This is a genomic window from Microcoleus sp. T2B6 (assembly GCF_036700475.1).
In the GTDB taxonomy this organism is placed as follows: domain Bacteria; phylum Cyanobacteriota; class Cyanobacteriia; order Cyanobacteriales; family Microcoleaceae; genus Microcoleus.
In genome coordinates, this window is sequence record NZ_JAUBOZ010000086.1 from 1 (window position 1) to 26172 (window position 26172).

Genomic DNA, 26172 nt, shown 5'->3' on the forward strand with positions numbered 1-26172 from the left:
TTCCGTTTCAGCGTAAGGGTTCGCGAATGACGCACCCTACTAGCCTCGTTACTGGTTTAAATGCTCCACAGCTTACAAGTTCCAAATACTACCGCTAGGCCAGCGTACCTCTTACCAATTTTTAAGTTCGAGTATCGGAAGCGCCAAGATTATAAGAAACTTTTGACGGCTCAACTGTTACTACTTCCGAAATAGATTGTTCTGCCGCTACCTCTAAAGTTGGCAGTGGTAGATGCTTCATTTCCCAAACTTTCAGCAAAATTAGATATTCATAAAAAGCTTGCAGCGTGCACCAAGCCAATCCTGCTTGGCCGTCAAGAAATCCGCCCAGTAAAATATACATATAGAAAAAGCGCACCACAGGCCGCAAAGGCAAGCGCAAAGAAAAATCTTTCAAAGCGCGACGCCTTTCCACCTCCGATGCGCCAAACAATAAATCCCACCAATTTACTTGACCGGCTTCTAATTGACGGAGAGTTTCAGCCGCCTCGTCATTCGAGTAGCGGTTGTGCTTTTCAATCCAGCGGGAAAGACCTTTGCTGCAAGTATAGTGAGGGTAAGTTTCCTTCAAAAAGTGAGTAGGCCCGTTGCAGACTTCCCGTTCAGTGTGACCGTAGTCAGTAAACCACACTCGGTCTTTGCGAAAGAGACGCATTTGATAACGGGGATATTGAGTGCTGCGACGAATCCAGCGCTCCATAAATATTACTTTTTCAGCTACGTAATAGCCGATATATTCTTGACTTTCGATCGCCTTTAAGCATTCAGCAAACAGTGCAGGCGTCATCCGCTCGTCAGCTTCGAGGATGTAAACCCATTCGTACTTGCACGGGACTTCTTGGAGCATCCAAGTCCGCTGGCGTCCGTGAGTTTCAAAGCGGTGCTGCACTGTTTGCACGGCATAGTTCTGAACAATCTCAAGGGTGCGATCGGTGCTGAAAGAATCAACTACAATGATATCGTCACAAAGCAGTGCAGATTCAATGCAAGCGGCGATATCAATCTCTTCGTTGTAAGTCAGAATATAAATTGAGAACATTCCCAGCTTTGAGTAAGGGCAAACTATTGGGTAAACAAACTATTTCTCAGGGATGTCTCGACCAGCGCGATCCCTGCCAGCGCTGGTCAATTTTTGCGGCGGCCGAACCGCAGAATTCCCATACTTCTCAATCCCGTCCAACCAACAGTAATGTAGCCTATCGCTAACAACAAACTGTTGATTCCCGTCTGCAAACTCGAATTTCTCGATCGAGTTCTTAACTCTTTCTCTTTTTGTTGCTTGCGGGTGCGAATCTCGTTGCGAGCTTGAGTGGGAAGTGATTGAGCTTGCTGTTCCAGGAACTTGTCGAGGGCTTTCGGGTCATTTTTCGACTCCTCAAGCACAGCTTTCAATTCCTTGGGAACCTCTGGACTCTTGAGTGCTTGTTGCAGCTTCCCGTCGTCTTGCAGCAGCGCCCCTATCTGGCTGCGACGCTCGCTTTTGAGCTGTTCTACCTGAGCTTTAAATTGAGGGCTTTTAAGTTGTGCCTCAAGCTGACCTTCCGCTTGTCCCGCTTCTTGATCGACTTGAGCCAGAGCATCCTTGAGTTCCAAACGAGTATTGTTGAGGTGAACGGGAACCAGAGATAGGTAAACTAGACCTAACAAGCTGGAAATCAACAGCGCCCAGAATCGCAAGTCCAGCCAAACGTTGCGTCGCTCAATAGAGACTCCACTGCTGCTGTCAACCCAAAAGCCAGTCATCAGGAGGGCGATACCGATCAAAGGAATAATGCCCTTGTCAACTATCTGAGTTGCAGCAGTCAACTGCCAGCCTCGATTGAGAAGGTCTGAAGTTTCTCCCGGCAGCGACAGAACAATGCAGTCAAGCAAAGCAGAGAGAATCAAGATAATCCCGACTACTTTGAGAGTTCGAGCAGCTACTGAAGAAAATTGACGGCTATTACTTGCTTTCATAATTCGTGTTAGATAATTCTACACCGTTAGATTCAAGGGGGTAGTTGAGTGGATTTTGTTGAACGAGTTTAGCTATTTTCCACCAAAATAGCTGCTTCGGGTACCGAACTCGACTTTCCTCTGGGTTTTCACAGGCTGCGGTTGCGACCCAAAAGGTCGAGTTTCTGCACAGCTATATAGAGTTGGACACAGGAGGCTGTGCGCTTCTGGGTTGGCTGTAAAGCTTGGTCAAGATAGCGCCCAGAAACTGCAGCAAGCAACTGCTGGCTTCTTCTCTAGTCTGACGAATCCAGCGTAAAGATGAGCTCTGCACGCTTGGGTTCGGTGCTTTTAACTAGCTTTCGCTCGCGCGGCGGTGTCAGAAATAAGAGACACAGGAGGAGCGCGTTTTGTTGGGTCTCACCCCCTAGGGCTCTCACTCCCCGATCGCCTGCCCGATGCGGTGGAACTCTCATCCCTTGTCTTATAGTAATTGATATAAGAGAGGGCGGGAATAAATAATTGTTTACCAACCTTTTTAACCTCGAATTACCAACAGCAGGATATGGCAGTCACAGATAGACGAGTAGCTATTTTTTACGGGGGATTATGTTTTATAAATCAGCTTAACATTCGGTAATTTTTACTGAGATATTCTGGCTTGTAAGTTACCAAACACTAATTAATAGTTACTCATAAGCAAGTATTAATCAGTGGCAGATTGACTGATTTATTTTTTAATAACGCAAGTGCAAACTCTCACATTTTTTGGTAGGATAAATTTGAGCGCTGTTCAAATTGGGTGGTAATGACTGCAATGATTTCTGATGTTTATACGTTGAGAGAACTTGAAAGATCGATCGCATCCGATCCGGACAAGTGGCGTCCGATCGTGTTTACTAACGGGTGCTTCGATATCCTGCACTGCGGTCACGTCCGCTATTTGCAGGCGGCAAAAAATTTGGGGCGATCGCTCGTGGTGGGATTGAATAGCGACGCCAGCGTGCAAGCTATCAAACCGCAGCAGCCGGGATTGCCACCCCGCCCGATCGTACCGGAAAATCAGCGAGCCGAAGTGTTAGCAGCCCTCAAACCAGTAGACGCTGTAGTAATTTTTTCCGAAATTACAGCAACTAAACTGATAAATATCCTGAAGCCTGATATATACGTTAAAGGAGGCGACTATCAAGTCGAAACTCTGCCGGAAGCACCGGCCGTTATCGCCGGAGGTGGCAAGATTTCCTTAATCGAAATAGAAGTTCCGAGTTCTACCAGTGCGATCGTCAAACGCATTTTGCAGTTAGGTACTTAACCCTCGATCGCAAACAGCAAACAGTGAGCTAAACTCAGAAGTTGCCCCATCAAAAAACACGCTTGGTGCGATAGCTCATACAACTTCATCCCAATTGCTAAGCAGGAGATAATTTTAATGGAACTCACAAGCAATAACACGATCGCGGAAATCCTACAAAGACACAAAGCAGAGTTACTAGCAGACTGGCTCAAAGAACTGCAAAATACCGGGCTGCGGCGGGACGACTTGATGAGAGCCAAAGAATTGCGCTCCGAGTGTCAAGAGTTCCTGCAATTGCTCCACATTGCAGTCGGACACGGTAACTTTAGCGACATCCAGACACCCGAATGGGAAAATATGCGGGTGTTACTAGCAGAAGTTTCGCGATCGCGCGTTCAGAGAGGCTTTACTCCCTCAGAGATAGCGAGTTTCATTTTATGCTTCAAAAAGCCATTGTTCGATCGGCTTTGTCATGAACTGACAGAAAACCGCGACGCACTTGTCGAACAACTTTGGCTTTCCACCAGTTTATTAGACCAGCTTGGCCTTTGGGTGACAGAAATTTTTCTCAAAGCTCGCGAAGAAGTCATCGAACGCCAACAGCAAGAAATGCTCGAATTGTCAACACCCGTAGTCAAACTTTGGCAAGGCATTCTAGCTTTACCCATGATCGGGACTCTCGACAGTGCCCGCACTCAAATAGTAATGGAAACTCTATTGCAGGAAATCATGGAAAGCGGCTCAGAATTTGCGATTTTAGACATTACAGGCGTGCCGACTGTTGACACTTTAGTTGCTCAACATTTATTAAAAACTGTAGCTGCCGCCCGTTTAATGGGTACTGAGTGCATCATCAGTGGCATTCGCCCGCAAATAGCTCAAACCATAGTTCACTTGGGAGTTGACTTGCAGGATATTCTCACAAAAGCTACTTTAGCAGATGCTTTTAAAGTCGCGTTGCAGCGCCAAGGTTTAACTATAAAAAATATTAAAGAGGAAAAATAAACATATTGCAGTCTGAGATGAAAATTTTAGTAAAGCTTAACACATAGGTGAATTTGTGGAACGAATACCGATCCTTCAAATGGGAGAATTTTTGCTAGTAACAATTCAAGTAGATATGCACGATCGCTTAGCAATGACGCTGCAAGATGACCTGACAAACCGCATTGTCAAAACAGGCGTCAAAGGTGTGTTGATAGAAATTTCTTCCCTAGAAATTGTGGATTCTTTTATCGGTCGCATTATCAACAATATCGCTAGTATGTCACGAATTTTAGATGCGGAAACAGTTGTGGTCGGGATGCAGCCAGCGGTTGCTATTACGCTCGTTGAGTTGGGGCTTTCCCTGACAGGAGTTCGCACAGCTTTAAGCGTTGAAAAGGGCATGATTTTGTTAAGAAAATCCTTGGGTTTGTCTCTTGACGAGCAAGCTTAAGCAGTCGATTAATTGTCCCCTGAATGAGGCACAGGCAGTCAAGAAACCTAGTTTGTTTGTAGATACCTTCTTGACAAACTGAAGATTTCTTAGGACAGGGCTTACGCACTCCAGGGGGTTAAATCAAGGGTTTGAGATTCCTGCACTATGTTCTCTTTTGAGAGAAAATCGTAGTAAGTGCGTAAGTCCTATTAGGAGAAACTAAGTTGATGAGCGTAAGTCCTATATTTTGGGGAGAAGTTCTATTTTGGTACAGTAGCCGCCATGTCAAAACGTGAGACACTAGAAATCCGATCGTCATCCGATATAGTCCACGTCCGACAGCAAGTGCGAACTTGGGCTGTAGCAATGGGATTCGGTTTACTAGACCAAACGAAAATCGTTACCGCAGCCAGCGAACTCGCCCGCAATACTGTAGAGTACGGCAAAGGGGGAACTGTAACTCTCGAAACGCTGCAATTAGGCACTCGCAAAGGGCTGAGGCTGATTTTTGAAGACAAGGGCCCGGGAATTCCAGACATCGAATTGGCAATGACTGACGGTTATACTTCTAATCACGGTTTGGGTTTGGGGCTCAGTGGTTCCAAGCGGTTGATGCACGAATTTGAGATTGTTTCCAAAGTCGGTAAGGGGACTAAAATTGCGATCGTCCGCTGGCGGTGAGTAAGTAATACGATTTGAGAGTTGAGATTTTAGATTAAAGCATTGGGAAGGACGGAGGACGATCGGGGTTTGGAGCTTGCGTATAGTTGTATTATTTTTTTAATTGGTATAAATAGCAACCAGCACAGCCAAGAAGTGATTCTTGGCATCCCACACCATACCCGGAGAGGGTTGGCCTATGGAGGATTTCATTATGAGAACTGATAAAAAATGATAGATGCCGTAGCCCTGCCCGTAACAGAAGAAAGTCAAGTGGGAGAAGCGCGCCGAATTGCAGTCGCCCTCGCGACGGAAGTCGGATTTAACGAGACCGATCGCGGTAAAGTGGCAATTGTTACCACCGAAGCAGCAAAAAACCTGGTCAAGCACGCCCGCGAAGGAGAACTTTTGCTGCGAACATTAAAAACAGCGGCAGGATATAGCATTGAAATAGTAGCGCTAGACCGGGGCCAAGGAATGGCAAATGTCGCGGTGTGTATGCGGGACGGTTTTTCTACAGCGGGAAGCCCTGGAACTGGACTGGGGGCAATTAAACGCCTCTCTACTTTTTTTGATATTCATTCTGTACCAAAACTGGGGACAGCCTTATTAGCGCGGCTGGAACCGACCCAAAATAGCCGGGAAGCATCCCAAAACAGCAATTACTTGGAATTTGGGGTCGTCCACTTGCCAAAAGCAGGAGAGCAAATTTGCGGGGATTCGTGGGCTGCAGAAAATCACCTTGACAAAAACCTGATTTTAGTTGCAGACGGGCTCGGCTACGGGGATTTGGCGGAGGAAGCGTCTGGCGAAGCAGTGCGTGTATTTGAGGAAAACGCCAAACTCGGGCCGAAAGCAATTTTAGAGAAGGCGCACGCTGCTTTAAAAAATACCAGAGGAGCGGCTGCGGCGATCGCCCAAATCGATCGTACCCAACAAACAGTTTGTTTTGCCGGAATTGGCAACATCAGCGGTGTAGTTGTCACAGATAACCAAAGCCGCAGCATGGTTTCCTACAACGGCACAGTTGGACATATGATGCGAAAAGTAGCAGAATTTGTTTATCCTTGGTCGCAGCAGTCCCTACTCATCATGCACTCCGACGGTTTGGCGGCGCAGTGGAATTTAAACCGCTACCCGGGTTTAGCCTCCAGACATCCTGCTTTAATCGCAGCCGTGCTCTACCGGGACTTCAAACGCACTCGCGATGACATGACAGTTATAGTAGCCAAGGTAAGAGAAGCAGCGTGAGTTACCCAATCCTGACGACGGAAGTCCGCTTTGAACAAGACATCGTACAAGTACGCCAAAGAGCTCGCCAAATTGCCGCATGGCTGGGATTCGATTCCCAAGTACAAACCCGCATCGCCACAGCAGTTTCCGAAATTGCCCGCAATGCTTTCAAATATGCAGGCGGCGGCAAAGTAGAATTCATTGTAGAGGGAGAATCGCCCCAAATTTTTCGGACTCGGATTTCCGACACCGGGCCGGGAATTGCTGATTTACCGGCTGTGTTAAGCCCGAATTTTCGATCGCAAACCGGCGCGGGACTCGGTTTAGCAGCAGCGAAACGGTTGATGGACGAAGTGAAAATCGACTCTCGGCCCGATCGCGGAACGGCTGTACAATTAATTAAGCAGTTTTCCAAACATATGCCTGCGCTGAGTGCGATCGAACTAAATCAATTAGTTGACAAACTAGCGCGCCAAATTCCCGAAGATCCCTATGCCGAAATTCAGCAGCAAAATCAAGAATTACTACGCACTTTAGACGAACTCCGCCAGCGTCAAGAAGAACTCGTACAATTAAATCAACAGCTAGAAGATACCAATCGCGGAGTCCTGGCACTTTACGCTGAATTGAACGATAAGGCCGAATCTCTCCGGCGCGCCAGCGAACTCAAAACCAGCTTTCTCTCCAATATGAGCCACGAGTTTCGCACTCCGCTAACGGCAATTATGAGCCTTTCGGAAATATTGTTAAATCGCCTCGACGGAGAACTTTCAGCCGAACAGGACAAGCAAGTAAATTACATTTACAAATCCGCCGAGGCTCTCGCAGAACTTGTCAACGACTCGTTAGATTTAGCCAAAGTGGAAGCCGGAAAACTAACTGTTCGCTTGGCTGATTTTGAAGTCGAAGATTTGTTCAGCGCCCTGCGAGGAATGATGCGCCCCCTGCTTCCCCAAAACTCTGCCGTTTCTCTAATTTTTGAAGATACTCTCGAACTTCCAATCCTCACAACCGACGAGGGAAAAGTTTCTCAGATTTTGCGAAATCTGATTTCTAATGCCCTCAAATTTACCGAAGCAGGTGAAGTTCGAGTTGCTGCGGAAATAGGAGAGGAGGGGACAGTTACTTTTTCAGTAGCAGATACGGGCATGGGTATTCCCCCAGCCGACCAAAGGCGGATTTTTGAAGAATTTGTCCAAATAGAAAATCCCTTGCAGAAGGGCGTAAAAGGCACGGGATTGGGATTGTCTCTGTGCAAAAAACTGGCGGAATTTCTAGGGGGAAGTATTGAAATCCAAAGTTCGCCTGGAGTGGGTTCGACTTTTTTTGTCACACTGCCGATTCTGTATCCGGGAGAGGAAGAAAACCCTTTGGAAATGTCCCCTGCTAAGGCAGATGAAATACCGCTGACAAGCGCGAATTCTCGTAGCTTGCGGGGTTCCGAATCATCGCCAGCGGGGGATTCAGCAGCCAAAGTTTTGATTGGGGAGGATGAAGATAGTTTTTCGGTATTTGCTGAAAAACTTGCTGGCAGAAATTCATTGTACTGCGATATAGGTCGCCGACGGCGCTGAAGCAGGGCGGTTTCATTATCACGAAAATCAGGCTTTTGTAGGGGTAGTGCCCCCGTGCCTACCCCCCCGTGCCTACCCCCCCGTGCCTACCCCCCCACAGACGACTTCACAGGCGTTTGGGACAGGGGGGCAGCCACGGGGGGCAGCCCCTACAAGAGAATGAAACAGCCCTGGGTGCTGAAGGTTGGGGTTCGGCTGCTCGGGAGCATCTCACCTTTGCAGCCCTCCGCTAGAAATTGGAGTTTTGAGGCAGGAGGCAGGAGGCAGGAGGCAGAAGGAAAGAGGCAGAAGGAAAGAGGCAGAAGGAAAGAAGAAGAAGGAAGGAGCCAGAAGAAGGAAGGAGCCAGAAGAAGTATTTTTACAAATATGAGATGCTCCCGGCTGCTCTTTGAGCAACCGCAAGCAATTTTTATCGACATTATCATACCGTATCTGACCGAATTTGAGGTTTTGGAAGGGTTTAAATGCGATCGAACTACTTGTCAAATACCTGCTATCGTGATGAAAAATATTATTCCGATGCGAAGGGAAACGATATCAGGAATTGTAGCTGTTGAGAACAGAAGTCCGATGCTGCGAACCTAATTATATTTTTTTCACCGAATTTTATATGGTTCGTAAGAGAGTTAATTTATACACGACAAGATTTATTGAATTTGCAACAGCATTTAACCTTTGTGCTGTAAAATGTAGCAGTTCTCAGTTGCCGACTATATAGTAGGGACTTACCGAGGGCCTGTTTTCGTGTCGGCGATCGGCTAAAATCCATGATAAATCTCGTTCTTAGCAAAGTCTCGATTAATAAAAATAATGCAACAGTAGGCCAGTAATCCAAACCCATACCAAATAAGCCATTCCCAATTCTAAAATCTAAAATCTAAAATCTAAAATGGTATGACTTTCATCTCCCTTCAATATGCGCTGTTTCTGTTAGTTTTGTTCGCGGCTTACTGGTCGGTTCCGCTGCGGTGGTGGCGGCTGTTCATCATGTTGGCGGGTAGTTTGATTTTTTATGCTTCGCTGCAAATTTGGTACATTCCTCTGCTGTTAGTCGGTGCTTTGTTTAATTACTGCTTGGCGATGGCGATTGGGGAACCTCTGGATTGGCGGATTGCTAATGAATCTTGGAACCGCCGCCGTTTGTTGCTGCTGTGGATAGGCATTTGTCTGAATGTGTTGCTGCTTCTGGGCTTTAAGTATGTGCCTTTTTTATTGAGTTCGATCGGCACTTTGTTAAATTGGCCTGTAGCTATCGACGGGGCTGACTGGGTGAAAAGTCACGTCATTGCACCCCTGGGATTGAGTTTCTTTTGCTTTGAGTGCATTGCTTATTTGATTGACGTGTACCGAGGCGCGCCTGCTGCTACTTCGCTGCTGCACTTTGCTGCTTACAAGTTGTTTTTTCCCAAACTGATTTCCGGCCCGATTACTCGGTATCACAACTTGATCTATCAACTGAAAACCCAGCAATTTCCGACGCCCGATCGCATTTCTGAGGGACTTTGGACGATCGCCTTTGGTGCAGTAAAAAAAGGTCTTTTCGCAGATAACTTGGGAATTTATGTCGATTTAAGCTTTACCAACTTGCAGCGGGCGGGTAGCGAGGATTTGTGGCTGGCGATTTTGGCTTACGGGCTGCAACTTTATCTCGATTTTAGTGGCTATGTGGACATGGCGCGCGGTACTGCTTTGCTGCTGGGTTGGTATTTGCCACCAAATTTTGATTTTCCTTATTTTAGTGCCAGCATAGCTGATTTTTGGCGACGCTGGCACATGACTTTAGGCGATTGGTTACGCAATTATTTGTATTTTCCTTTGGGCGGTTCGCGAGTCGGTTTGTGGCGCACTTGTCTGAATTTGTCGATCGTGATGTTAATTGCGGGAATTTGGCACGGGGCAGCTTGGGGATTTATTGTGTGGGGGGGTTTACACGGTTTAGCTTTGGCGGTTCACAGGCTGACTGATGTGCTGTTTAAGCGGTTGCGGATTGAGTTTTTGTGGGAAAATCCGATCGGTATTGCGATCGGTTGGCTGTGGACTCAGGCGATGGTTTTTGGTAGTTGGATATTTTTCCGACTTCCCGATTTAAAGGATTCTGGATGGGCGATTTCGCATTTGTGGGGACACACTGCTGATGTGCAGTTTGCTGAGAAAGTTTATGTAGAAGCTTTGGGTTTAGATAGAGTGAGTTTAGCTTGGATGTTGGCTGCTTTGGCTGTGGCGATGCTGGGGAATTATGCGTTGAGTCGGGGTTTGAAATTGGAGTTAAATTGGCCGATGAAATTGGTGTTAGTGCCGCTTTGTTTGTATGCGGTTTGGCTGTTGGCTCCCGAAGGCGGTTTGCCTTATATTTATTTTGATTTTTAGGGTATTGTTTAATTCGCCTTCTGAACAGGCTTTCCGGCCTGTTCCACAAAGAGTAGATTTTCTTGTGGAACAGGCCGGAAAGCCTGTTCTTGACAAGGGTGCAAGATGTCAGTGGAAGTGATTACCCGCTACCTATTAGTGTCAACTTAAGCTTTTAGTCCGCCAGTCCTCCCGCTCACCCAACAGTCCGCCAGGGAATGAATTCCCTGTCTCATAGCTAAAGTCCTCTCAAAGAGGACTGAAGAACTCATTAGTCCTCATAGCGAGGAATTTCGCTTTGATATCATTTCCGGTTACACCGGCATGATGTTGACGGTTGACGGTTGACGGTTGACGCCGTGAACAGTCAACAGTCAACAGTCAACAGTCAACACTCAACAATCATCTCGCTCCTGCAGGCTACAACTGATAAGAACACCAGTCACTCCAGCTACCGACATAAAGTTTAGCATCGGGAATTCCGGCGATTTCTAAAGACAGTAAATTGACGCAAGCCGTCACCCCAGAACCGCAATAAACGATGATTTCTTCCGCTTTTTCTAATTCCGTCCACCGGTGTTTTTGTTCCGAGGTCGATCGCACTTTTCCAGTTTCATCCGTCACCCCTTGCCAAGGATAGTTAACCGCACCCGGAATGTGACCTGCAATGGGGTCGATCGGCTCCCGCAAACCTTCATATCTCTCACTTTCTCGCGAATCAACCAAAACCTTTCCCGGCAAGTCTTTACGCTCTTTTACCGCCTCAATATCTACCGCCAAATCCTGCTGCAAGTGAGCAACAAATTTACCCTCGCGGGGGTCGGGCAAAATATTTGTTACCGGATAGCCCGCAGCTTTCCAGCCGCTGAAACCGCCGTCTAACAAAGCGACTTTGCTGTGTCCCATATATCGCAGCAGCCACCACAAACGAGCGGCAAAAGCCAGCCGCGAATCGTCATAGGCGACGACTAAAGTTTCTGGTGAATTAATGCCGATCGCGCTCAATTTATCAGCTAATTCTTCAATATTTGGCAGCGGATGTCTACCGCCGTGTTTGCCCACTGAACTCGCGAGATCGCGGTTTAAATCTAAATAGAAAGCTCCGGGAATGTGACTTTCTTGATATTGTTTTTGTCCCAATTCAGGGTCGGCAAGGGAAAAACGACAGTCAATGATTACAACTTGCGGATTGTCGGTATTGGTGGCTAACCATTCAGGAGAAACGATTAAAGTGTTGTCAGTCATAATTCTTCAAATCAATATTTTAACATTTATCGGGAAGGAGCTTTTTTATCGGGTTCTGCTTTGTCGGTACGAGATTTTTTAGGAGTTGCTTTTTCCGAAGTTTCTTTGGGCGAATTTGATTTTTTAGGAGTTGCTTTTTCCGAAGGTGATTTTTCGGCGGGCGCGGGAGTTGGAGTTGGCAGAGGGGGAGTTACTGCTGCTTCTTGAGCGTAAAGCAGATATTTCTGATACTCGATTACTTTTGATTGAGCGAGTTGATAGTTGGGGCTAGACACTGGTACTCTTCTCATTAATGAGACCGCTTCTTGCCAACGATCGATAACTGTCGTCCAATCTTCCTTGGTTTTTGCCGATCGCCCTAACTCTGCTGCTGTGAGTGCGCTGTTAACGGCTTCTCGAAAAGTATCTGGTGCAGTTGCTAAATCTGCTGTTTCATCGGGATTATTCCCAGCAGTTGCTGCTGGCTGGTTCAAAATTTTACCGACAAACGCCACCACGGCGATCGCCAACATACCCGTTACTAGCCCGACTACAATGAAAGTCGATCGCAGCCGGTTCTCAAAAGCAGCAAGTTCCGGCGGTTTTTCCTCCTCAAAATTGTTCTCCATCTCTGTGCGATCGTCCATATTAGCAACCGCAGTATTTGGCACAGATTCTACTGCAAAGCTCTGTTGTTCAAAAGTGCTGTTCTCTAAACTAAACTCTTGACTCCAAGCAGCAGCAATCTGACCGCTTTCTCGGCCATCCACCTTCACTTTGCGAATCGAATCCGGCTGCAAATTCGTCAGCTCGGTGCGAACAAAATCAACTAATGTATCTTCTTTCGGTACTTGCTCGGCCTCAAGAATTACATCCAAACAATCGCCGTCGAGATTTGCCGAGGCTGTGATGCCTTCAGATTGCAACTGGCTGTTTAGCCAAGATGCGATGGCCTGCGGATTTCCCTGCTTGGCAAGTTCCTGAAAATTAAGCTCTGTCATAGCTGGACACCTGATAATGCAGAAGGTAGAAGGTAGAAGGAAGTTCGGTAACGGATTACGTAACAGATGTAACGGATGGAAAAAGTCAGAAGGCTTTAGTTATTTAGCAGAGAAGTCAGAAGCAATATGATAGCTCATGTTTCAGCAATTAAGAACGTCTTAACCTTCGGGCGCGGTTGCTATAGAAGGCAGAATTAATGAAAAAGTCAGAAATAGTTTTTTTAAAGTTGAAAACACCCTAACTGAAATTCAACAAATAGTATAATGTATCGTGGCAAATCCCAGCCCAAAGATGCAAATTCTCACTCTCGCTCCCCCTCCCAGCCCTTGGGAAAAGACTCGCATTCCTTACCCCCAAACGAACTCAGGTTTTTAGTGAGGCATGCAAGTCGTCTTGCTCAGCCGCCAAATACTGTTGCTGCAACCAGGTTTTTGATACCGGGCGCGGCAGTCCAGATATTGCCAGCATCGCCCCTACAACCAGCATCCGCCTGGAAAAATCCTCGATCGCGCGGATGTGAGATTTGAGATTAAAAAATTGTGCGATCGCAGTGCCATCGGCCGACAGCGAGTGATATCATCAGTTAGTCAATATTCAAGTTTTTATAGCAAATAACTCGATCGCACAATGGTAGCAATAGCAATTTTAGCGGCTGGACGCGGCACGCGCATGAAATCTGACTTGCCTAAAGTTCTACACGAATTGGGCGGTCGATCGCTAGTTGAGCGAGTCCTCCAAAGTTGTCAAGAAATTCAAATTACCAGGCGACTTGTCATCGTCGGTTATCGAGGCGAACTCGTTAAAGAATCCCTGATTCGAGGTCAAGAAATATCAGGGAAAAATCTTCAATCTCCTCCCCTAGAATTTGTCGAACAAACCGAACAATTGGGAACAGGTCATGCCATCCAACAATTGCTGCCTCACTTAGAGGGATTTCAAGGAGACTTGCTGGTCTTAAATGGGGATGTACCTTTGCTGAGGGCAGAAACTATCAAACAATTGATGGCCATTCACAAACAGCACCAAAACTCTGCTACTTTATTGACAGCTAATTTGCCGAATCCCCAAGGATACGGTCGAGTATTTACCGACAGTCAAAACTTAGTCCAGCAAATTGTCGAAGACCGCGACTGCACACAAGCTCAAAAGCAAAATCACCGAATTAATGCAGGTGTTTACTGCTTTCACTGGCCGGATTTAGAGAAAATTTTGCCAGAATTGAAGGCAGACAATGACCAAAAAGAATATTACCTAACTGATACGGTAAATTTCCTCAGTCCGGTGATGGCGGTGGATGTGGAAGATTATCAAGAAATATTGGGAATTAACGATCGCAAACATTTAGCTACAGCTTGCGATATTTTGCAAACGCGGATAAAGGACAAGTGGATGACGGCGGGAGTGACGCTGCTCGATCCCAACAGCATCACCATTGACGATACCGTAGAGTTGCAGCCGGATGTGGTAATTGAACCGCAAACTCACTTGCGGGGAAATACTTCGATCGCCTCTGGGAGTCGCATCGGCCCCGGCAGTTTGATCGAAAACAGTCAGATTGGGGAAAATGTGACTGTGCTTTATTCGGTGGTTTCTGACAGTATGGTTGCTGAAAATTCGCGAATTGGCCCTTACGCCCACTTGCGGGGACACGCAGAAATTGGGGCTAACTGTCGCGTCGGCAATTTTGTAGAATTGAAAAATACTCAAATAGGCGATCGAACTAATGTCGCTCACTTGTCTTATTTAGGCGACGCGACTTTGGGAGAAAAAGTCAACATCGGTGCTGGGACAATTACGGCGAATTATGACGGAAAAAACAAGCACCAAACTCAAATAGGCGATCGGAGTAAAACTGGTTCTAACAGCGTGCTGGTTGCACCGATAACTTTGGGCGAAGATGTTACTGTAGCGGCGGGTTCTGTGGTGACAGAAGATGTGCCGAATGATTGTTTAGTAATTGCCCGTTCCCGGCAAGTTGTCAAACCAGGTTGGAAGTTGAAAGAACCTACAAAGTGAACGATTGTTCACTTTTTAGATGATGAGTTTCCACCCAATCGCGAGTTTCGCACTGGATACCAAAGAAACCGGGTTTTTATACTGGAAGCGATCGCACTCTAGAAGAGATTTTGGTGAAAAACCCGGTTTCTGCGTAAGTCCGCAACCTTGAGAAATCGGGTCGATCGCGATCGGCTATTTTTGCTTATTTTGCTGGTGCAGATAGTTGTTAATCGCTTTGGCGATTTTTGCTTGCTGGTATGGGTTCATGGTGCGGGGTAGGGAGATGCGAGAGCCTCCACAAGCTAACAGCCTGACTTCGTACCAAATGTCATGATCCCGATCTTTTGTGCGATCGACTTCCACACCATAAATATCGCACAGAGAGTATTCCATTACTTTACGTGCCAACAAACCCCGCTGTTTAACAGTCAAGGTGTTTAAATTTTCATCGAAGCTGTAGATTTCATTATTTCTCAAGACGATCGCTGCGATTCCTGCGAGCAAAAATATGCCTCCTGTCCATCCCAACCAGTGATCCTCTTGGCTTAAGCGCAGCAATCCATTTTTTGCATTTTTAACAAAAAAATTGATGTCAGAAGCCACAGCGTCTTGGGTTCCCCAATTAGTGGAGTTAGCAGTGAAAGGAACAGTGCCAACAGAAGTCAAAAGTACAACTCTGGTTTTATAGCCGCATCTTTCAACTTTAGCTCCCCGCAAAGAAGCCAGCTCAATTTCTTTGATGTTCGACCCCAGTAAATTCGATCGCACAATCTGGCAATTTCCTTGTTTTGCCTTCAATCGCTGGCAGTTCAGGGTTGCTGCATGATAGTCAAAAGTCAGCGATATCAGTCCAACTGCCATGAATAAACAACTAGGGAGCCAAAAATCAAATATGCTTTGAGTCTGAATTATTAATTCACTCGCTGTTTGCTTGATTATTTTCATTTATCTCACCCTTTTATTCCAAAATTGAGGCTACACATCGACTTCCTGACCCCGATCGGCCAAGTTGTTAACTTATATATTATTTGAAGTCGTCCTGTGCCATGACCCCTTTTATATTGCTAATAGGTTAGCACTAAAATGTCTGACCGACAACAAAGCTCGCGAGTTTACCTGCGGATGGGTTTAAGATAGCTTTCCGTGATTTAAAGTAGATGAATCTTAAAAGTATATTAATTATGTTATGGGAATGAGACCTTAGCTTCGCGAGCCGTAGGAAAGTAATCACTCTGGTGAGAACAGGTTTACATTTTGTTACATTATCAGGTTTATTTGTGCCTACTTAATTATCATTAAGCTAATCAGCATTTAAATTGCATGGTCAAATAAACTTTCACTCTTGTGAGGAGTAGGGGTTGGGCCCGAAAGCCCGCCCTCAACACAAAATTTAAATGCCCAACAGCTTAGTTATGGATTTGGGCGATTCCCTACGCGATAGCTAGGGTTCACCGATTTGTAGGGCAAATACATTGCTAAGCGTGCGATTATCGTTAATCGAGATATAGCTGCGAATCAAGTCAGCCATTTTGTATTGTTCTGTTAGGGAATAGCTTCTTAAACAGATGCTCTCGCCCCCGAACATCCACAAATCAACATAATAGCTACGATTTCCCTCGCTATCTCCTATTTCCTCTAATTCCACCGCAGAAATCTCGCGAGTTGAGCATTCGGTAACATCATGAAGCCACACACCGCGTCGTTTAATGGTCATTTTGCTAAAAGTTTTATCAAAAATGTATGTTTCATCTATCGCGCCGTCCAACAAAGACAGCGAAAACAACAGAAATATACCTCCACCTATCCAATTTGATGCTAAAATTATCTGCAATAGTCCAATGACAATGAAGGGAGAAATTAATAGCAAACCATCCCAGGCGCTGGCAGTTTGAATTGTTAGTTTAGTAGGTGTTCGCGTGAGAATTTTCATCAGTTAATTTTGGATTTTCACCAACAAGGTGAATTACTTATCTATCCGCTGTATACAATTTATCAGGCACGGATTATTATTTAACACTGGTTTGGACGATCGCACTTTTGGTGTTGTAAACAGCCTTGACAGCATAAGCGTCGCCCGGACGTTGCTGTAAAGCTCTGTTAAAATTGATTAAAGCGGTTTGATAGTCTCCCTGCCCGTAGTAGATATAGCCGAGTTTCATCGATTGTTTGAAGTCAGAAATTTGAGGAGCAACACGAGCAGAAATAGGCTCAGAAACAGGTGCTACGACAGCAGGAGATGGCTCGGCAGCAGGAACTGACTCGAAAGCAGGAGATAACTCTTGATAGGGTGATGGAGAAGTGTTGAAACCAGAAGGCAAAGAAGAGGGCGATTGCTCGTTATACCCCTGCTCTACATTAGATCCAGAGTCAGAGACTTTTACAAAAATTTGGCCATAAAATACTGAAGTAGTAATGCCTCCCAATACAAACATTAGCAATCCAGCACATTGAATTAAAAAGGTTTTTCTGATTTTTTTATTGCTCCAATTTTTGATATAAAAAACCAATGATGCCAATGGGACAAGCAAGTAAAGCACTCCCCAAATAGTTTCCTCTCCAAAAGCTTGAACTAATCCCCAAAAATAGCCAACAAGACTTAAAACTAAACCTAGGATGAAAAATAAGGCGATCGCAATTCCAGGCATTTTCTATTTCTCCGATTGATGTATAGTTATTTTGCCAACTGTAAAGGAGAGGATTTTCTACCTGCAACTCATTCCCCTGTTTGCTGTGTTAAAAATAGATTAGCGGTGAAAACAGTCCGATCGCGCACAGCGAATGTTAGGATTTTGGTTAGGAATTAGACTAGGAACTCGATCGCGACTGCCGCAAATGATACCCTCTACCCTCGATCGACCCGAAGAACCATTTGCACGCGCCAGCAACGGCTGGGACATCCAAAAGCTTTACACCGACTTGGCAAATGCCAAACAAGAATTCGCCCCCCACACCAGAAGAGTTTCGTTCACCCTAATGGCGGGTGATGCCTACGATCGCACTTCCCCAGTTCAAATATTTTCACCTTTAATGTCGCAAGGAGGCTCACGCTCTACCGGATAGGGTGAGCGTTGAGAGGAATTGCGACCAACAAAGTTCGGACTTGCGTAGCACTGCTTTTTAAGCTATCATCTCATAAGCGTGAGTTTTAAAAGTCGATGAAACAAGTCTTAACCCTAGTTGTAAAGCTTCAACCTACGCCAGAACAGCGTCAATTATTAGACGATACTACCAAGGCGTTTGCTGATGCTTGCAACTATATTAATAACAACGTTAAGGCGAGTTTGACCGAGAGAAACTCAATCCAAGCAGTTTGTTATCAAGACGTTAAAGAGCGTTTTGGTTTAACCGCTAATCATGTTGTTAGAGCTTGTGAAGCGAGTCGGTGCGAATCGTTTAACTGCCAAATATAAAGGCAAAAAAGTTAAAGGATTCAAGCCTACCAGTTTTGACTGTGATTCTCGTACTTTCCGTTTGATTGAAGACGGCTATTTAGCTAGTATCAGTACCACGGGAAAACGAATCAAAATACCAATGAGAGTTAGTAATTATCAGCGCGGTCAACTCTCAGGTCAAAATCCAATTTCCGCACAATTATGTCAACATAAAGATGGGGATTGGTATATCCATATTCAAGTTAAAAATGATGTACCATCCCCTTTGAAAACCAGTCATGTCATGGGGGTCGATTTTGGCAGACGCGATATCGCTGTAACCAGTACAGGGAAGTCATGGTCTGGAAAAGAAATTCAAGACAAAAGAGATAAATTTAATCGGGTTCGGGCTTCTCTCCAAAAGAAAGCTACTCTAGGCACTCTTGTCAACTAGACGTAGAGCTAGAAACATCTTGAAACGGTTATCGGGTAGAGAGAGACGGTATCAGGCATGGTTAAACCCTGACGGGGCGACAGGTCGCCTGAAAGTCATACAGTCCGGCAACTCTAGACAAATAGCATGAAAAAAGATAGGGTAAGAAAGCTTCTTACCCAAAAAACAATTAAATGATACCAGAATTATATCATGCCCATTTGTCAGAAAAGCTGACACGTTCTAATTACTTAGTGACAATTTTATTGATTCAAGTGGTGCAATCGATTAAAGAAGTCACATTAGAAACCATAGCGACAAAACTAGCAATACCTATTAATTTTGAAAGTAGAAAAAAAACTTCAGAGATTTTTATCAGAGAATGAATGGAGTATAGATAATATTTGGTTGCCACTGGTGATTGGTTGGATTAAAGGTAGTGTCAAAGAAAATAAGGTTATATATTTAGCAATAGATCGAACCAAATGGCAATCAAATAATATTTTGATGGTCAGCATGATTTGGCGAAAAAGAGCCATTCCTATTTATTGGAAAGCCCTTGAAAAACAAGGGAACAGCACATTGGAAAATCAACAATTTGTATTAACGCCAGTATTCGCCGCCTTATCAGATTATAAATTGCTCGTGTTAGGAGATCGTGAATTTTGTAGTGTTACCCTGGCAAATTGGCTCAGGGAGAAGAAAGTAGATTTCTGTTTACGACTAAAAAAGAATGTTTGCATTTCCGACAGAATCGGAGTTATGGACTGAACTAAAACTGCTAGGATTAGAGCCAGGAAATAGCTTTTTCAATCAAGAAGTAACCATTAGAAAAACCGCACCCATTAAGGGGTTTAATAAAGCCGGTAAGTGGCTGGGCAAATATCGAAATATTACTACAGAAGAACCTTGGTATATTCTGACCAGCTTGGCAGATATACAAGCAGCAGTTGATGCCTATGCAAAAAGATTTGGAATTGAAGAAATGTGAGCGAGACTTTAAGAGTGGAGGATATAACCTAGAAAGGACTAATCTCACCGGTGAGCGATTGAGTAAATTATTAATTTTGTTGTCACTAGCATACTTGAAGAGTATAATCCAAGGGATAGAAATTAAGTCAAAGCAAGTTCAAGAATATCTAAGTAGAAAAACAGAAAATCACAGAAAATATGCACGTCATAGCACTTTTTATATTGGACTTTGGGGTGAATCATGGGTCGATTCGATGTTTAGTAATTGGCAGGTTGTTGTTGAATTAATGTCTTTGTATCCACATAAAGTACCTAATTATCAACAAGGCATAAGAGCTATGAGGCTTATTCTATCAGCGTTATAGGTGACTTGTCGCCCCGACAGGGTTAAACCATAATATATCCAAAGCTATCATTAACGAAGCCAAGCAATCTCAATCCCTCATTGCTATTGAGGATTTAACAGGTATTCGAGCTAGAACCAATCAGAAACCGAGAAACAAGACTGAACGAAGACGGTCTAATTCTTGGGCTTTCTACCAACTGCGTCAATTTCTCGAATACAAAGGAATAAAAGAAGGAATTGAGATCCTAGCAGTTAACCCTGCTTATACCAGTCAAACCTGTCATTGTTGTCTGCACATTGGACTCAGAAACAATAAGTCTTTTAAGTGTAGTAATAAAGCTTGTGGATGGATTGGGGATGCTGATAATAATGGCTCGTTGATGATAGCTTTAGTGGGGCTGAGTGTAAACCAGCCTGGAGGTTCAGAATTGTTGGCTTGTCCAATTGATTCTAGGGCTACTGAAAGCCTACGCTGTACGCTTGCGTCAGCGTAGGTAGTTTACCCATGATTTATCTGGACGTGCAACTAGCTCCTGGCAAGCAATTTACCTTACCGGGTCATTACAGCGAACAGGCTGTTTACAGCGTAACAGAGGGGCTTATGATCGATGGAGTGCCTCTGGAACAACATCGGTTGGCAGTTCTCACTTCAGGCACTGAAGTAAACATTTCTGCTTCCGGCAAGGCTCGTTGTATTGTGATTGGCGGTGAACCTGTTGGTGAGCGCCATAAGTGGTGGAATTTTGTTTCGAGTCGGCACTCGCGCATTGAGCAAGCCAAACTCGATTGGAGAGAGGGACGCTTTGCTCAGGTTCCTCAAGAGACAGAGTTTATTCCGCTGCCAGAAGAGCCACCTTCTCAAGCAGAGCAACCGTTGTGAATAACCGCAGCGATTTAAATTAAAAAACTGTTTTTTGATTCAGAATTCGTCTTTTTCACCTGACGGGGTTGTCACCCCGTCAGATTTGTGGATTGACAGCCGGGAAAAATCATAGGTTTTTTACTTGATTAGAGTTTTTGTTTATACCATAAATATGCAACCCTAATTAAGTAGGTGAGAATATTGTAGGGATGATTGATTAATTGTCCCTACAATTTTAGAAGGGTAATTATATCAAGTCTGAACGAGCGATCGCAATACCTGAGAGTCTGGAGGGTTGACGAATAGTTACACCAGGAATCCGAGTTCCGGGTGAACCCGTCCCTACAGGATTGGGATGCTTTCGTAACTATCTGCCTATATTCCGCTTCATGCGATCGAGTTCTTCGTCTGCTTCCCAGCGTTGAAACTTTTCTTCTAAAGGGTCTGCAGCCGTAAAACTGTTATAATTTGAACTCTGATTCCAACCCTTTGTATCCCAATTCTGCTCTGTTTTAGTGGTAGATCGAGTTGCAGCTTCGGCCGCTTTTGCTCGGACTTCTTTTCGCCGTACTTGAATTTGGCGGTACAGTTCTTTTGCTTTTTCAATCCGTTCTTTGCAGCCTTGCATTTGACCCCAGCGCTGATTTCCCTGACGCAGCAAAGCTGCTTGCCGCTCTTGGGCGGCTTGAGCTAAATCGAGCCTTTGAGCAGCTTTAGCTTTGTTGATGCGATCGTTCCAGCGCTGAATTTCTTGGGCGGCGGAGAGAATTTCGGCTTGCAGTTTTTTCTCTTGTTTTTGGATATCCAGAATCAGCCGCAGAGTGTCTTCTTCTTGTTCCTTCAGTTGTTCTTCTATTGCTTGCAATTCGAGATGGGGGTTGCTACGCAAAAATTCTTCTAATCTGGTTTCTAGAAAGCGGCTGAAATCATCAAATAAGCCCATTTTTTATAATTCCTCAGTCAATCGATTTTAGATTTTAGATTTTAGATTTTAGATTTTAGCATTGACTTGCGCGAGATAAATTCGGGGGCAAGTTTATCGGATACAGGTTTTTTATTTCTCCACACATGAATCCGGGGGCTTGTATCCTGGATGCTTTCGGTCATTAGTCATTGGTCATTAGTTATTAGTCATTGGTTCTTAGTCACTGGCGATCGATCATCGGTCATTAGTTGTCGGTTATTATAACTAACTGTTTTCAACGGTGAGGTACAGCCTCGTAATTGCCAATCACCAATTACCGATGACCTAACTCATAACTAATGACTGATGACTAATGACTCATAACTGATGACTGATTAGAACTTTTGGCCGACAAAAACCGATCGCACATCTCCTCCCTTGCGAATCACTGCTTCTTGATTTTTGATTTCTGCCAGCGTCCAACCGCTAGCGCCAATGCTTTCGCCGACATAAATTCTGCGGGCTACGCCGTCTACTTCAAACAGAGCAGCCGATCGATCGCCCAACTCCAAAATCCCTACCAGCGTGTGCGCGGAAGTTGGGGCGTTGCTGACGGCCGGTGCGGATTGCTCGGGCGCGGGCGCGGATTGCTGGGCTGGGGGCGCTGGTGCCGGTTCGGTTTCGCGAGCCAAAATCTTTGGCTGGGGAGACTCCGAGGGGGAAGGGGAAGCGGCGAGGGGATCTCGAGTGCCTGCAGCGGCGATCGCACGACCGGAGGCTGGAGCAGCAGGCGAGGGGGAAACTGCCCCGGTTTGAGGAGCAGCCGGAGCAGCCGGAGCAGCCGGAGCAGCAGCCACCTGAGCAGGCGGAGCCACAGTCACCTGAGCGGGGGGAGGGATGACTACGACTTGGGGTGCTGGTGCTCCCGGCTGCGCGCCGGCTTGTTCTAGGGCATCAGCGATGCGGTTGACTGCTGTCGAAAGACCTGCTGTTGCCGGTGGCGCGCCGGAAATTGGAATGCTCGGCAGCGTCCCTGGGGTGGGGGCTCCGGGAACTCCTGCAAGTTGGGGGTTAGCTTGGGGTGCTTTTTTTTGTTCGATCGCTTCTAGCGAGCGCTGCACGTATTCCACAAACGGGGTGTCTGGTGCTGTTTTGCCACTTGCTACCGACCTCTCTGGTGCGGGGGCGGCGGGCAAGCGCACGAGTCCCGACCTGCTTGCGAGCCATAACCCCATGACTAGCAGCAGCGACCCACAGGCTGCTCCCAGCAGGATTCTGTCGAATGATTGTTTGGACTGCTGTTTTTTGGTTGTTTCTAGGGCGACTTGGCGGGCGATCGCTTCTACGTCTTTTTCGTCCCGCTGCGGCTGGGGGGGTGCCAACTGCGACAAAACTATTTGAGGTACCGAGATCGACTTGAGCGCCACGAATTCTGGCTGCACGGGTTCCGATGGCAGTCCGCCGCTACCGTCGAATGCTCCATCGACTCCTTCAAACAGTTCGTCCATCAACCGATCTGCGTAGGACTCTACTGCCACTGCTTCGGCTGGCACTGTTTCCACCGTCGCCCTCACGGCGATCGGCTCTGACGCTGATTCCAAAGACATCTGTTTGGCGATTACTTTTTGAGGCATAGTTTTCTGTTTGCTCCCGCTCCTCGACAACCCTGAGATTCTCAACTTCAGACTTCTACAGGATAGTTGTGATGTTGACCAATTCTTGGTTCAGAACAGGTCAATTGTATCTCACCCATCACCATATTTTTAGTCCTCGGCCAACTTACTTTGCCCGATCGACTTTTGTTTTACCTGATTTTGGGTCTTTTCGCCCCTGTTTTCTGCTGCCAGTCTTATTTGCTTACCCTGACTTTTACTGCATATTCTAGTGCTTTTGTCAACCCCACCCTCTGGCGCTTCGCAGTTTTGGACAAACAGCTTTACTTGAGGATCTCGCAAAAAAAGCGGGTTTTTTGCCGCTGTTTCCGATGGCTTTGCTGTTTTGACAAGGATTTCAGACTTTTACCTCTCTTAAGTTTTTGGTCAGTTTGCTTGACAGTAATAACAAGCTGCAGATTTTATAACTTTCATAGTACCATAGCTTCATCACAATTAGGTAATAAATTGTCAAACGTTGCAAAATCGTCGGCTAAATAAGAATTATTCCTAATATTTTTTTTACATTTTTTTATGACATTATTTGTAATATCAAAATAAAAAAAAACCTTAAGCTTAAACATAAGTTTAAGTTATGGCTGGGAGCGAGCGAGCAAATTTTTGCATAAAATAGCAAACTCTAAATTTGCCTGATTCAGCGCAGCAAGAAAATTGTCATTGCTGGAGCTTGGCAGAGGATGAAAGCTGAGGGGAAGATCCAGCGAAACTTGTGCAGCATCCCAACGGCGAGTTCCGGCTTTCGCATTAAAAATACAGGTTGGACGATCGCTCCGAATTGAGGCATAATAAAGGTACATACATTAGGTAAGGCAACATCTCATGGTTAACGTTATCCGAGGCGATGTAGATAAACCAGAGTCATCTAGAAGGCTAGCTGAGTTCTTTGAGAAGAGAAGCGATATCGATGGCAGCTTATATCTAGGATACCCAATAATCGGAACCTCTCAGGGGGGCTATCAGATTGATGCTCTTTTGGTATCCAGAGAGCAGGGTGTTGTTATTTTTAACATTGTGGAAGGAACTGATATCAGCCTAAACATAGAAGAAGTACAAGATGAGAGCATAAATAAAATTCAATCTAAACTACTTCAACAGAAATCTCTCACGAACAAAAGAAAATTAATGGTAGAACTTGGTGTGGTAACATATGCACCAGCTTGGAGTCATAAACCAGAGCGTTTAGACGATGAATATCCGGTCATAATTAGTGATTCAGAACTTACAAAATACTTGGAAAAACTAGAATGGCCATCATCGAGTGAATATTTTGAAGAACTTAACTCAGTCATACAAGCTATGACTTCCATAAGAAAAAGAAATCAGCGCAGCTATGTTAAGCAAGAAAACTCCAGGGGAGCAAAGCTCTATAAACTAGAAGAATCAATCGCCAACTTAGACAGAAATCAAAGTGCAGCAGTAATTGAAACAGTCGAAGGTGTCCAGAGAATTAGAGGTCTTGCTGGTTCGGGTAAAACCATAGTTCTAGCTCTTAAAACTGCATATCTACACGCAAAACACCCCGATTGGCATATTGCTGTAACTTTTAATACCCGTTCGTTGAAAGGTCAGTTTAAGCAGCTTATTAATACTTTTACTATTGAGCATAAAAGTGAAGAGCCAGATTGGGAAAAAGTCAAAATAATTCATGCTTGGGGAAGTCCTTCTATAGAAGGAATTTATTATGAATTTTGTAAAAGACATAATATTGAATATCGAGATTTAAATGACGCAAAAAAAATGACTAACTACGGTCAAGAGTTTGATAAAATTTGTGAAGAGGCTCTCGCTAAAGTTAAAAATTTTGAGCGGTATTATGATGCTATACTAATTGATGAAGCGCAGGACTTTTCTCAACACTTTCTGCGACTTTGTTATGAAATTTTGAAAGAACCAAAAAGAATAGTTTATGCTTATGATGATCTTCAAAATCTGAATAAAAAGACAATGGAATCGCCGGAAGTTATCTTTGGCAAAGGTACTAATGGAAAACCACGAGTTAAACTTCAAAACAACCCAGGAGAACCGAAACAAGACATTATTCTAGAAAAATGCTACAGAAATTCTCGTCCAATCCTAACTTCTGCACACGCTTTAGGTTTTGGTATATATAGAGAACAAGGATTAATCCAGATGTTTGAATATGCTGGATTATGGAGAGATATTGGTTATCAAGTAGAGGCTGGAAATCTGGAAGATGGCAAATTTGTTAAGCTTTCTAGAAATAATGATACCAGTCCCAAGTTCCTAGAATCTCATTCACCTATTGAAGACTTAATTATATTAAAATCTTTTGAAAGTAACAAAACACAAATTGAATGGTTAATCGATGAAATAGAGAAAAATCTTAAGAAAGATGAGTTAAAGTATGACGATATAATGGTTATCCACTCTAATCCACTTACAACTAGAAATGCTGTTGGATACCCTAGAGATTTACTATTTAAAAAGGGTATTAACTCTCATCTTGCTGGAGTAACAACTTCACAAGATGATTTTTTTACTGAGGGAATGATAACTTTTACAAGTATCAATAGAGCCAAAGGAAATGAAGCTGCAATGATATATTTTATCGACGCTCAAGAATGCTTTTCAGGTCCAGATATTGCCAGAAAAAGAAATATCTTATTTACTGCGATGACCAGAAGCAAAGCTTGGCTAAGAGTATTAGGTTATGGTGAAGATATGAAAGGTTTGGTAGAGGAATTTAATAAAATTAGGGAAAAAGACTTTGTGCTTGAATTTCGTTATCCTACAGAAGAAGAGCGCCAGAAAATGAATGTTATTAATAGAGATATAAACCCAAAGGAACGTGGTAGAGCTTCACGCCTACAAGACCTGCGTCAAGCTATTGAAAAAGGTGAAATCCAGAAAGAAGACTTACAAGATTTAGTAAATCAATTCCCAGACAAGCTTTGAGAATCTTGA

28 protein-coding genes are annotated in these 26172 nt (G+C 44.7%); 18 read left to right on the forward strand and 10 right to left on the reverse strand.

Annotated elements, in window-relative coordinates; genetic code table 11:
* Positions 1-121 precede the first annotated feature (121 nt).
* Together QUA00_RS27630 and hpsJ-B are read right to left on the reverse strand one after the other, a co-directional pair.
* Positions 122-1039 (reverse strand): glycosyltransferase family 2 protein, encoded by a 918-nt coding sequence (locus QUA00_RS27630; protein ID WP_333148064.1) that lies wholly within the window; start codon positions 1037-1039, stop codon positions 122-124.
* Between the two features lie 86 nt (positions 1040-1125).
* The gene (gene hpsJ-B / locus QUA00_RS27635; protein WP_333148063.1) at positions 1126-1956 is read right to left on the reverse strand and encodes a hormogonium polysaccharide biosynthesis protein HpsJ; all 831 of its coding nucleotides are present in this window, start codon (positions 1954-1956) and stop codon (positions 1126-1128) included.
* A gap of 796 nt (positions 1957-2752) precedes the next feature.
* On the opposite strand from hpsJ-B, the gene rfaE2 reads away from it, so the two are divergent.
* From rfaE2 to QUA00_RS27675, 8 genes are all read left to right on the forward strand, one after another.
* Complete coding sequence (gene rfaE2, locus QUA00_RS27640; RefSeq protein ID WP_333314212.1) at positions 2753-3247, forward strand: D-glycero-beta-D-manno-heptose 1-phosphate adenylyltransferase; 495 nt, start codon at positions 2753-2755, stop codon at positions 3245-3247.
* 117 nt (positions 3248-3364) lie between these two features.
* Positions 3365-4234, forward strand: a complete 870-nt coding sequence (locus QUA00_RS27645) for an STAS domain-containing protein (RefSeq protein ID WP_333207056.1) — start codon at positions 3365-3367, stop codon at positions 4232-4234.
* Positions 4235-4289: 55 nt separating this feature from the next.
* The gene (locus QUA00_RS27650) at positions 4290-4667 is read left to right on the forward strand and encodes an STAS domain-containing protein (protein ID WP_333081356.1); all 378 of its coding nucleotides are present in this window, start codon (positions 4290-4292) and stop codon (positions 4665-4667) included.
* Between the two features lie 264 nt (positions 4668-4931).
* Positions 4932-5330 carry an anti-sigma regulatory factor gene (locus QUA00_RS27655; protein WP_333108114.1) on the forward strand — a complete coding sequence of 133 codons (399 nt, stop codon included), beginning with the start codon at positions 4932-4934 and terminating at the stop codon, positions 5328-5330.
* Between the two features lie 210 nt (positions 5331-5540).
* Positions 5541-6560 (forward strand): ATP-binding SpoIIE family protein phosphatase, encoded by a 1020-nt coding sequence (locus QUA00_RS27660; RefSeq protein WP_333411854.1) that lies wholly within the window; start codon positions 5541-5543, stop codon positions 6558-6560.
* Positions 6557-8116 carry an ATP-binding protein gene (locus QUA00_RS27665; RefSeq protein WP_333411855.1) on the forward strand — a complete coding sequence of 520 codons (1560 nt, stop codon included), beginning with the start codon at positions 6557-6559 and terminating at the stop codon, positions 8114-8116. The genes QUA00_RS27660 and QUA00_RS27665 overlap by 4 nt, the downstream gene beginning before the upstream one ends.
* A gap of 216 nt (positions 8117-8332) precedes the next feature.
* Entirely contained in the window at positions 8333-8701 is a 369-nt protein-coding gene (locus QUA00_RS27670; protein WP_333411856.1) for a hypothetical protein, read from the forward strand.
* A gap of 309 nt (positions 8702-9010) precedes the next feature.
* A complete protein-coding gene (locus QUA00_RS27675; RefSeq protein WP_333146165.1) occupies positions 9011-10483 on the forward strand; it encodes an MBOAT family protein in 1473 nt (490 codons plus the stop codon).
* Between the two features lie 399 nt (positions 10484-10882).
* Here the strand turns inward: QUA00_RS27675 and QUA00_RS27680 are convergent, their stop codons facing one another.
* Both QUA00_RS27680 and QUA00_RS27685 read right to left on the reverse strand, forming a co-directional pair.
* Positions 10883-11707 (reverse strand): sulfurtransferase, encoded by an 825-nt coding sequence (locus QUA00_RS27680; protein ID WP_333411857.1) that lies wholly within the window; start codon positions 11705-11707, stop codon positions 10883-10885.
* Positions 11708-11733: 26 nt separating this feature from the next.
* Positions 11734-12687, reverse strand: a complete 954-nt coding sequence (locus QUA00_RS27685; RefSeq protein ID WP_333411858.1) for a hypothetical protein — start codon at positions 12685-12687, stop codon at positions 11734-11736.
* 628 nt (positions 12688-13315) lie between these two features.
* Here QUA00_RS27685 and glmU point away from each other — a divergent pair.
* Entirely contained in the window at positions 13316-14704 is a 1389-nt protein-coding gene (glmU, locus tag QUA00_RS27690) for a bifunctional UDP-N-acetylglucosamine diphosphorylase/glucosamine-1-phosphate N-acetyltransferase GlmU (protein ID WP_333411859.1), read from the forward strand.
* Between the two features lie 174 nt (positions 14705-14878).
* On the opposite strand, the gene QUA00_RS27695 is transcribed toward glmU, so the two are convergent.
* The 3 genes from QUA00_RS27695 to QUA00_RS27705 all read right to left on the reverse strand — a co-directional run bounded on the left by QUA00_RS27695 (position 14879) and on the right by QUA00_RS27705 (position 17331).
* On the reverse strand, positions 14879-15631 hold the full coding sequence (locus QUA00_RS27695; protein WP_333411860.1) for a hypothetical protein: 753 nt from the start codon (positions 15629-15631) through the stop codon (positions 14879-14881).
* Between the two features lie 496 nt (positions 15632-16127).
* Positions 16128-16616 carry a hypothetical protein gene (locus QUA00_RS27700; protein WP_333411861.1) on the reverse strand — a complete coding sequence of 163 codons (489 nt, stop codon included), beginning with the start codon at positions 16614-16616 and terminating at the stop codon, positions 16128-16130.
* A gap of 76 nt (positions 16617-16692) precedes the next feature.
* Positions 16693-17331: a hypothetical protein gene (locus tag QUA00_RS27705; protein ID WP_333411862.1), complete on the reverse strand. Its 639-nt coding sequence runs from the start codon at positions 17329-17331 to the stop codon at positions 16693-16695.
* A gap of 133 nt (positions 17332-17464) precedes the next feature.
* Between QUA00_RS27705 and QUA00_RS27710 the strand changes: the two genes are divergently transcribed.
* The 8 genes from QUA00_RS27710 (at position 17465) to QUA00_RS27745 (ending at position 20688) form a co-directional block, all read left to right on the forward strand.
* Positions 17465-17746 carry a hypothetical protein gene (locus tag QUA00_RS27710; RefSeq protein WP_333146152.1) on the forward strand — a complete coding sequence of 94 codons (282 nt, stop codon included), beginning with the start codon at positions 17465-17467 and terminating at the stop codon, positions 17744-17746.
* A gap of 95 nt (positions 17747-17841) precedes the next feature.
* Positions 17842-18096, forward strand: coding sequence for a hypothetical protein (locus QUA00_RS27715; RefSeq protein ID WP_333146151.1), 255 nt, complete (start codon positions 17842-17844; stop codon positions 18094-18096).
* A complete protein-coding gene (locus QUA00_RS27720) occupies positions 18041-18511 on the forward strand; it encodes a hypothetical protein (RefSeq protein ID WP_333146150.1) in 471 nt (156 codons plus the stop codon). Before QUA00_RS27715 ends, QUA00_RS27720 begins: the two co-directional genes overlap by 56 nt.
* 321 nt (positions 18512-18832) lie before the next feature.
* Positions 18833-19261, forward strand: coding sequence for a transposase (locus tag QUA00_RS27725; RefSeq protein WP_333411863.1), 429 nt, complete (start codon positions 18833-18835; stop codon positions 19259-19261).
* A complete protein-coding gene (locus QUA00_RS27730; RefSeq protein WP_333411864.1) occupies positions 19224-19481 on the forward strand; it encodes a hypothetical protein in 258 nt (85 codons plus the stop codon). Before QUA00_RS27725 ends, QUA00_RS27730 begins: the two co-directional genes overlap by 38 nt.
* Positions 19450-19827: a hypothetical protein gene (locus tag QUA00_RS27735; RefSeq protein WP_333411865.1), complete on the forward strand. Its 378-nt coding sequence runs from the start codon at positions 19450-19452 to the stop codon at positions 19825-19827. Before QUA00_RS27730 ends, QUA00_RS27735 begins: the two co-directional genes overlap by 32 nt.
* 34 nt (positions 19828-19861) lie before the next feature.
* Positions 19862-20302, forward strand: a complete 441-nt coding sequence (locus QUA00_RS27740) for a transposase (RefSeq protein ID WP_333146173.1) — start codon at positions 19862-19864, stop codon at positions 20300-20302.
* An 11-nt stretch (positions 20303-20313) separates the two neighbouring features.
* On the forward strand, positions 20314-20688 hold the full coding sequence (locus QUA00_RS27745; protein WP_333146149.1) for a pirin-like C-terminal cupin domain-containing protein: 375 nt from the start codon (positions 20314-20316) through the stop codon (positions 20686-20688).
* A gap of 349 nt (positions 20689-21037) precedes the next feature.
* On the opposite strand, the gene QUA00_RS27750 is transcribed toward QUA00_RS27745, so the two are convergent.
* The 3 genes from QUA00_RS27750 to QUA00_RS27760 all read right to left on the reverse strand — a co-directional run bounded on the left by QUA00_RS27750 (position 21038) and on the right by QUA00_RS27760 (position 24031).
* The gene (locus QUA00_RS27750) at positions 21038-21613 is read right to left on the reverse strand and encodes a TIGR04376 family protein (protein ID WP_333411866.1); all 576 of its coding nucleotides are present in this window, start codon (positions 21611-21613) and stop codon (positions 21038-21040) included.
* A gap of 356 nt (positions 21614-21969) precedes the next feature.
* Positions 21970-23208, reverse strand: coding sequence for a hypothetical protein (locus QUA00_RS27755; RefSeq protein WP_333411867.1), 1239 nt, complete (start codon positions 23206-23208; stop codon positions 21970-21972).
* A gap of 673 nt (positions 23209-23881) precedes the next feature.
* Positions 23882-24031, reverse strand: coding sequence for a hypothetical protein (locus QUA00_RS27760; protein ID WP_333411868.1), 150 nt, complete (start codon positions 24029-24031; stop codon positions 23882-23884).
* Between the two features lie 35 nt (positions 24032-24066).
* On the opposite strand from QUA00_RS27760, the gene QUA00_RS27765 reads away from it, so the two are divergent.
* The gene (locus QUA00_RS27765) at positions 24067-26163 is read left to right on the forward strand and encodes an ATP-binding domain-containing protein (protein ID WP_333411869.1); all 2097 of its coding nucleotides are present in this window, start codon (positions 24067-24069) and stop codon (positions 26161-26163) included.
* Positions 26164-26172 lie beyond the last annotated feature (9 nt).

Excerpts from the sequence above, each read along its gene's own strand:
- QUA00_RS27645 (WP_333207056.1), top strand. The coding sequence starts at position 3,365 with ATGGAACTCACAAGCAATAACACGATCGCGGAAATCCTACAAAGACAC.
- glmU (WP_333411859.1), top strand. The coding sequence starts at position 13,316 with ATGGTAGCAATAGCAATTTTAGCGGCTGGACGCGGCACGCGCATGAAA.
- QUA00_RS27735 (WP_333411865.1), top strand. The coding sequence starts at position 19,450 with ATGCAAAAAGATTTGGAATTGAAGAAATGTGAGCGAGACTTTAAGAGT.
- QUA00_RS27765 (WP_333411869.1), top strand. The coding sequence starts at position 24,067 with ATGGTTAACGTTATCCGAGGCGATGTAGATAAACCAGAGTCATCTAGA.
- QUA00_RS27700 (WP_333411861.1), bottom strand. The coding sequence starts at position 16,616 with ATGAAAATTCTCACGCGAACACCTACTAAACTAACAATTCAAACTGCC.
- rfaE2 (WP_333314212.1), top strand. The coding sequence starts at position 2,753 with ATGATTTCTGATGTTTATACGTTGAGAGAACTTGAAAGATCGATCGCA.
- QUA00_RS27755 (WP_333411867.1), bottom strand. The coding sequence starts at position 23,208 with ATGCCTCAAAAAGTAATCGCCAAACAGATGTCTTTGGAATCAGCGTCA.
- QUA00_RS27680 (WP_333411857.1), bottom strand. The coding sequence starts at position 11,707 with ATGACTGACAACACTTTAATCGTTTCTCCTGAATGGTTAGCCACCAAT.
- QUA00_RS27715 (WP_333146151.1), top strand. The coding sequence starts at position 17,842 with ATGAAACAAGTCTTAACCCTAGTTGTAAAGCTTCAACCTACGCCAGAA.
- QUA00_RS27750 (WP_333411866.1), bottom strand. The coding sequence starts at position 21,613 with ATGGGCTTATTTGATGATTTCAGCCGCTTTCTAGAAACCAGATTAGAA.
- QUA00_RS27695 (WP_333411860.1), bottom strand. The coding sequence starts at position 15,631 with ATGAAAATAATCAAGCAAACAGCGAGTGAATTAATAATTCAGACTCAA.
- QUA00_RS27655 (WP_333108114.1), top strand. The coding sequence starts at position 4,932 with ATGTCAAAACGTGAGACACTAGAAATCCGATCGTCATCCGATATAGTC.
- QUA00_RS27745 (WP_333146149.1), top strand. The coding sequence starts at position 20,314 with ATGATTTATCTGGACGTGCAACTAGCTCCTGGCAAGCAATTTACCTTA.
- QUA00_RS27730 (WP_333411864.1), top strand. The coding sequence starts at position 19,224 with ATGTTTGCATTTCCGACAGAATCGGAGTTATGGACTGAACTAAAACTG.
- QUA00_RS27760 (WP_333411868.1), bottom strand. The coding sequence starts at position 24,031 with ATGCCTCAATTCGGAGCGATCGTCCAACCTGTATTTTTAATGCGAAAG.
- QUA00_RS27720 (WP_333146150.1), top strand. The coding sequence starts at position 18,041 with ATGTTGTTAGAGCTTGTGAAGCGAGTCGGTGCGAATCGTTTAACTGCC.
- QUA00_RS27675 (WP_333146165.1), top strand. The coding sequence starts at position 9,011 with ATGACTTTCATCTCCCTTCAATATGCGCTGTTTCTGTTAGTTTTGTTC.
- hpsJ-B (WP_333148063.1), bottom strand. The coding sequence starts at position 1,956 with ATGAAAGCAAGTAATAGCCGTCAATTTTCTTCAGTAGCTGCTCGAACT.
- QUA00_RS27630 (WP_333148064.1), bottom strand. The coding sequence starts at position 1,039 with ATGTTCTCAATTTATATTCTGACTTACAACGAAGAGATTGATATCGCC.
- QUA00_RS27660 (WP_333411854.1), top strand. The coding sequence starts at position 5,541 with ATGATAGATGCCGTAGCCCTGCCCGTAACAGAAGAAAGTCAAGTGGGA.
- QUA00_RS27710 (WP_333146152.1), top strand. The coding sequence starts at position 17,465 with ATGTTAGGATTTTGGTTAGGAATTAGACTAGGAACTCGATCGCGACTG.
- QUA00_RS27685 (WP_333411858.1), bottom strand. The coding sequence starts at position 12,687 with ATGACAGAGCTTAATTTTCAGGAACTTGCCAAGCAGGGAAATCCGCAG.
- QUA00_RS27705 (WP_333411862.1), bottom strand. The coding sequence starts at position 17,331 with ATGCCTGGAATTGCGATCGCCTTATTTTTCATCCTAGGTTTAGTTTTA.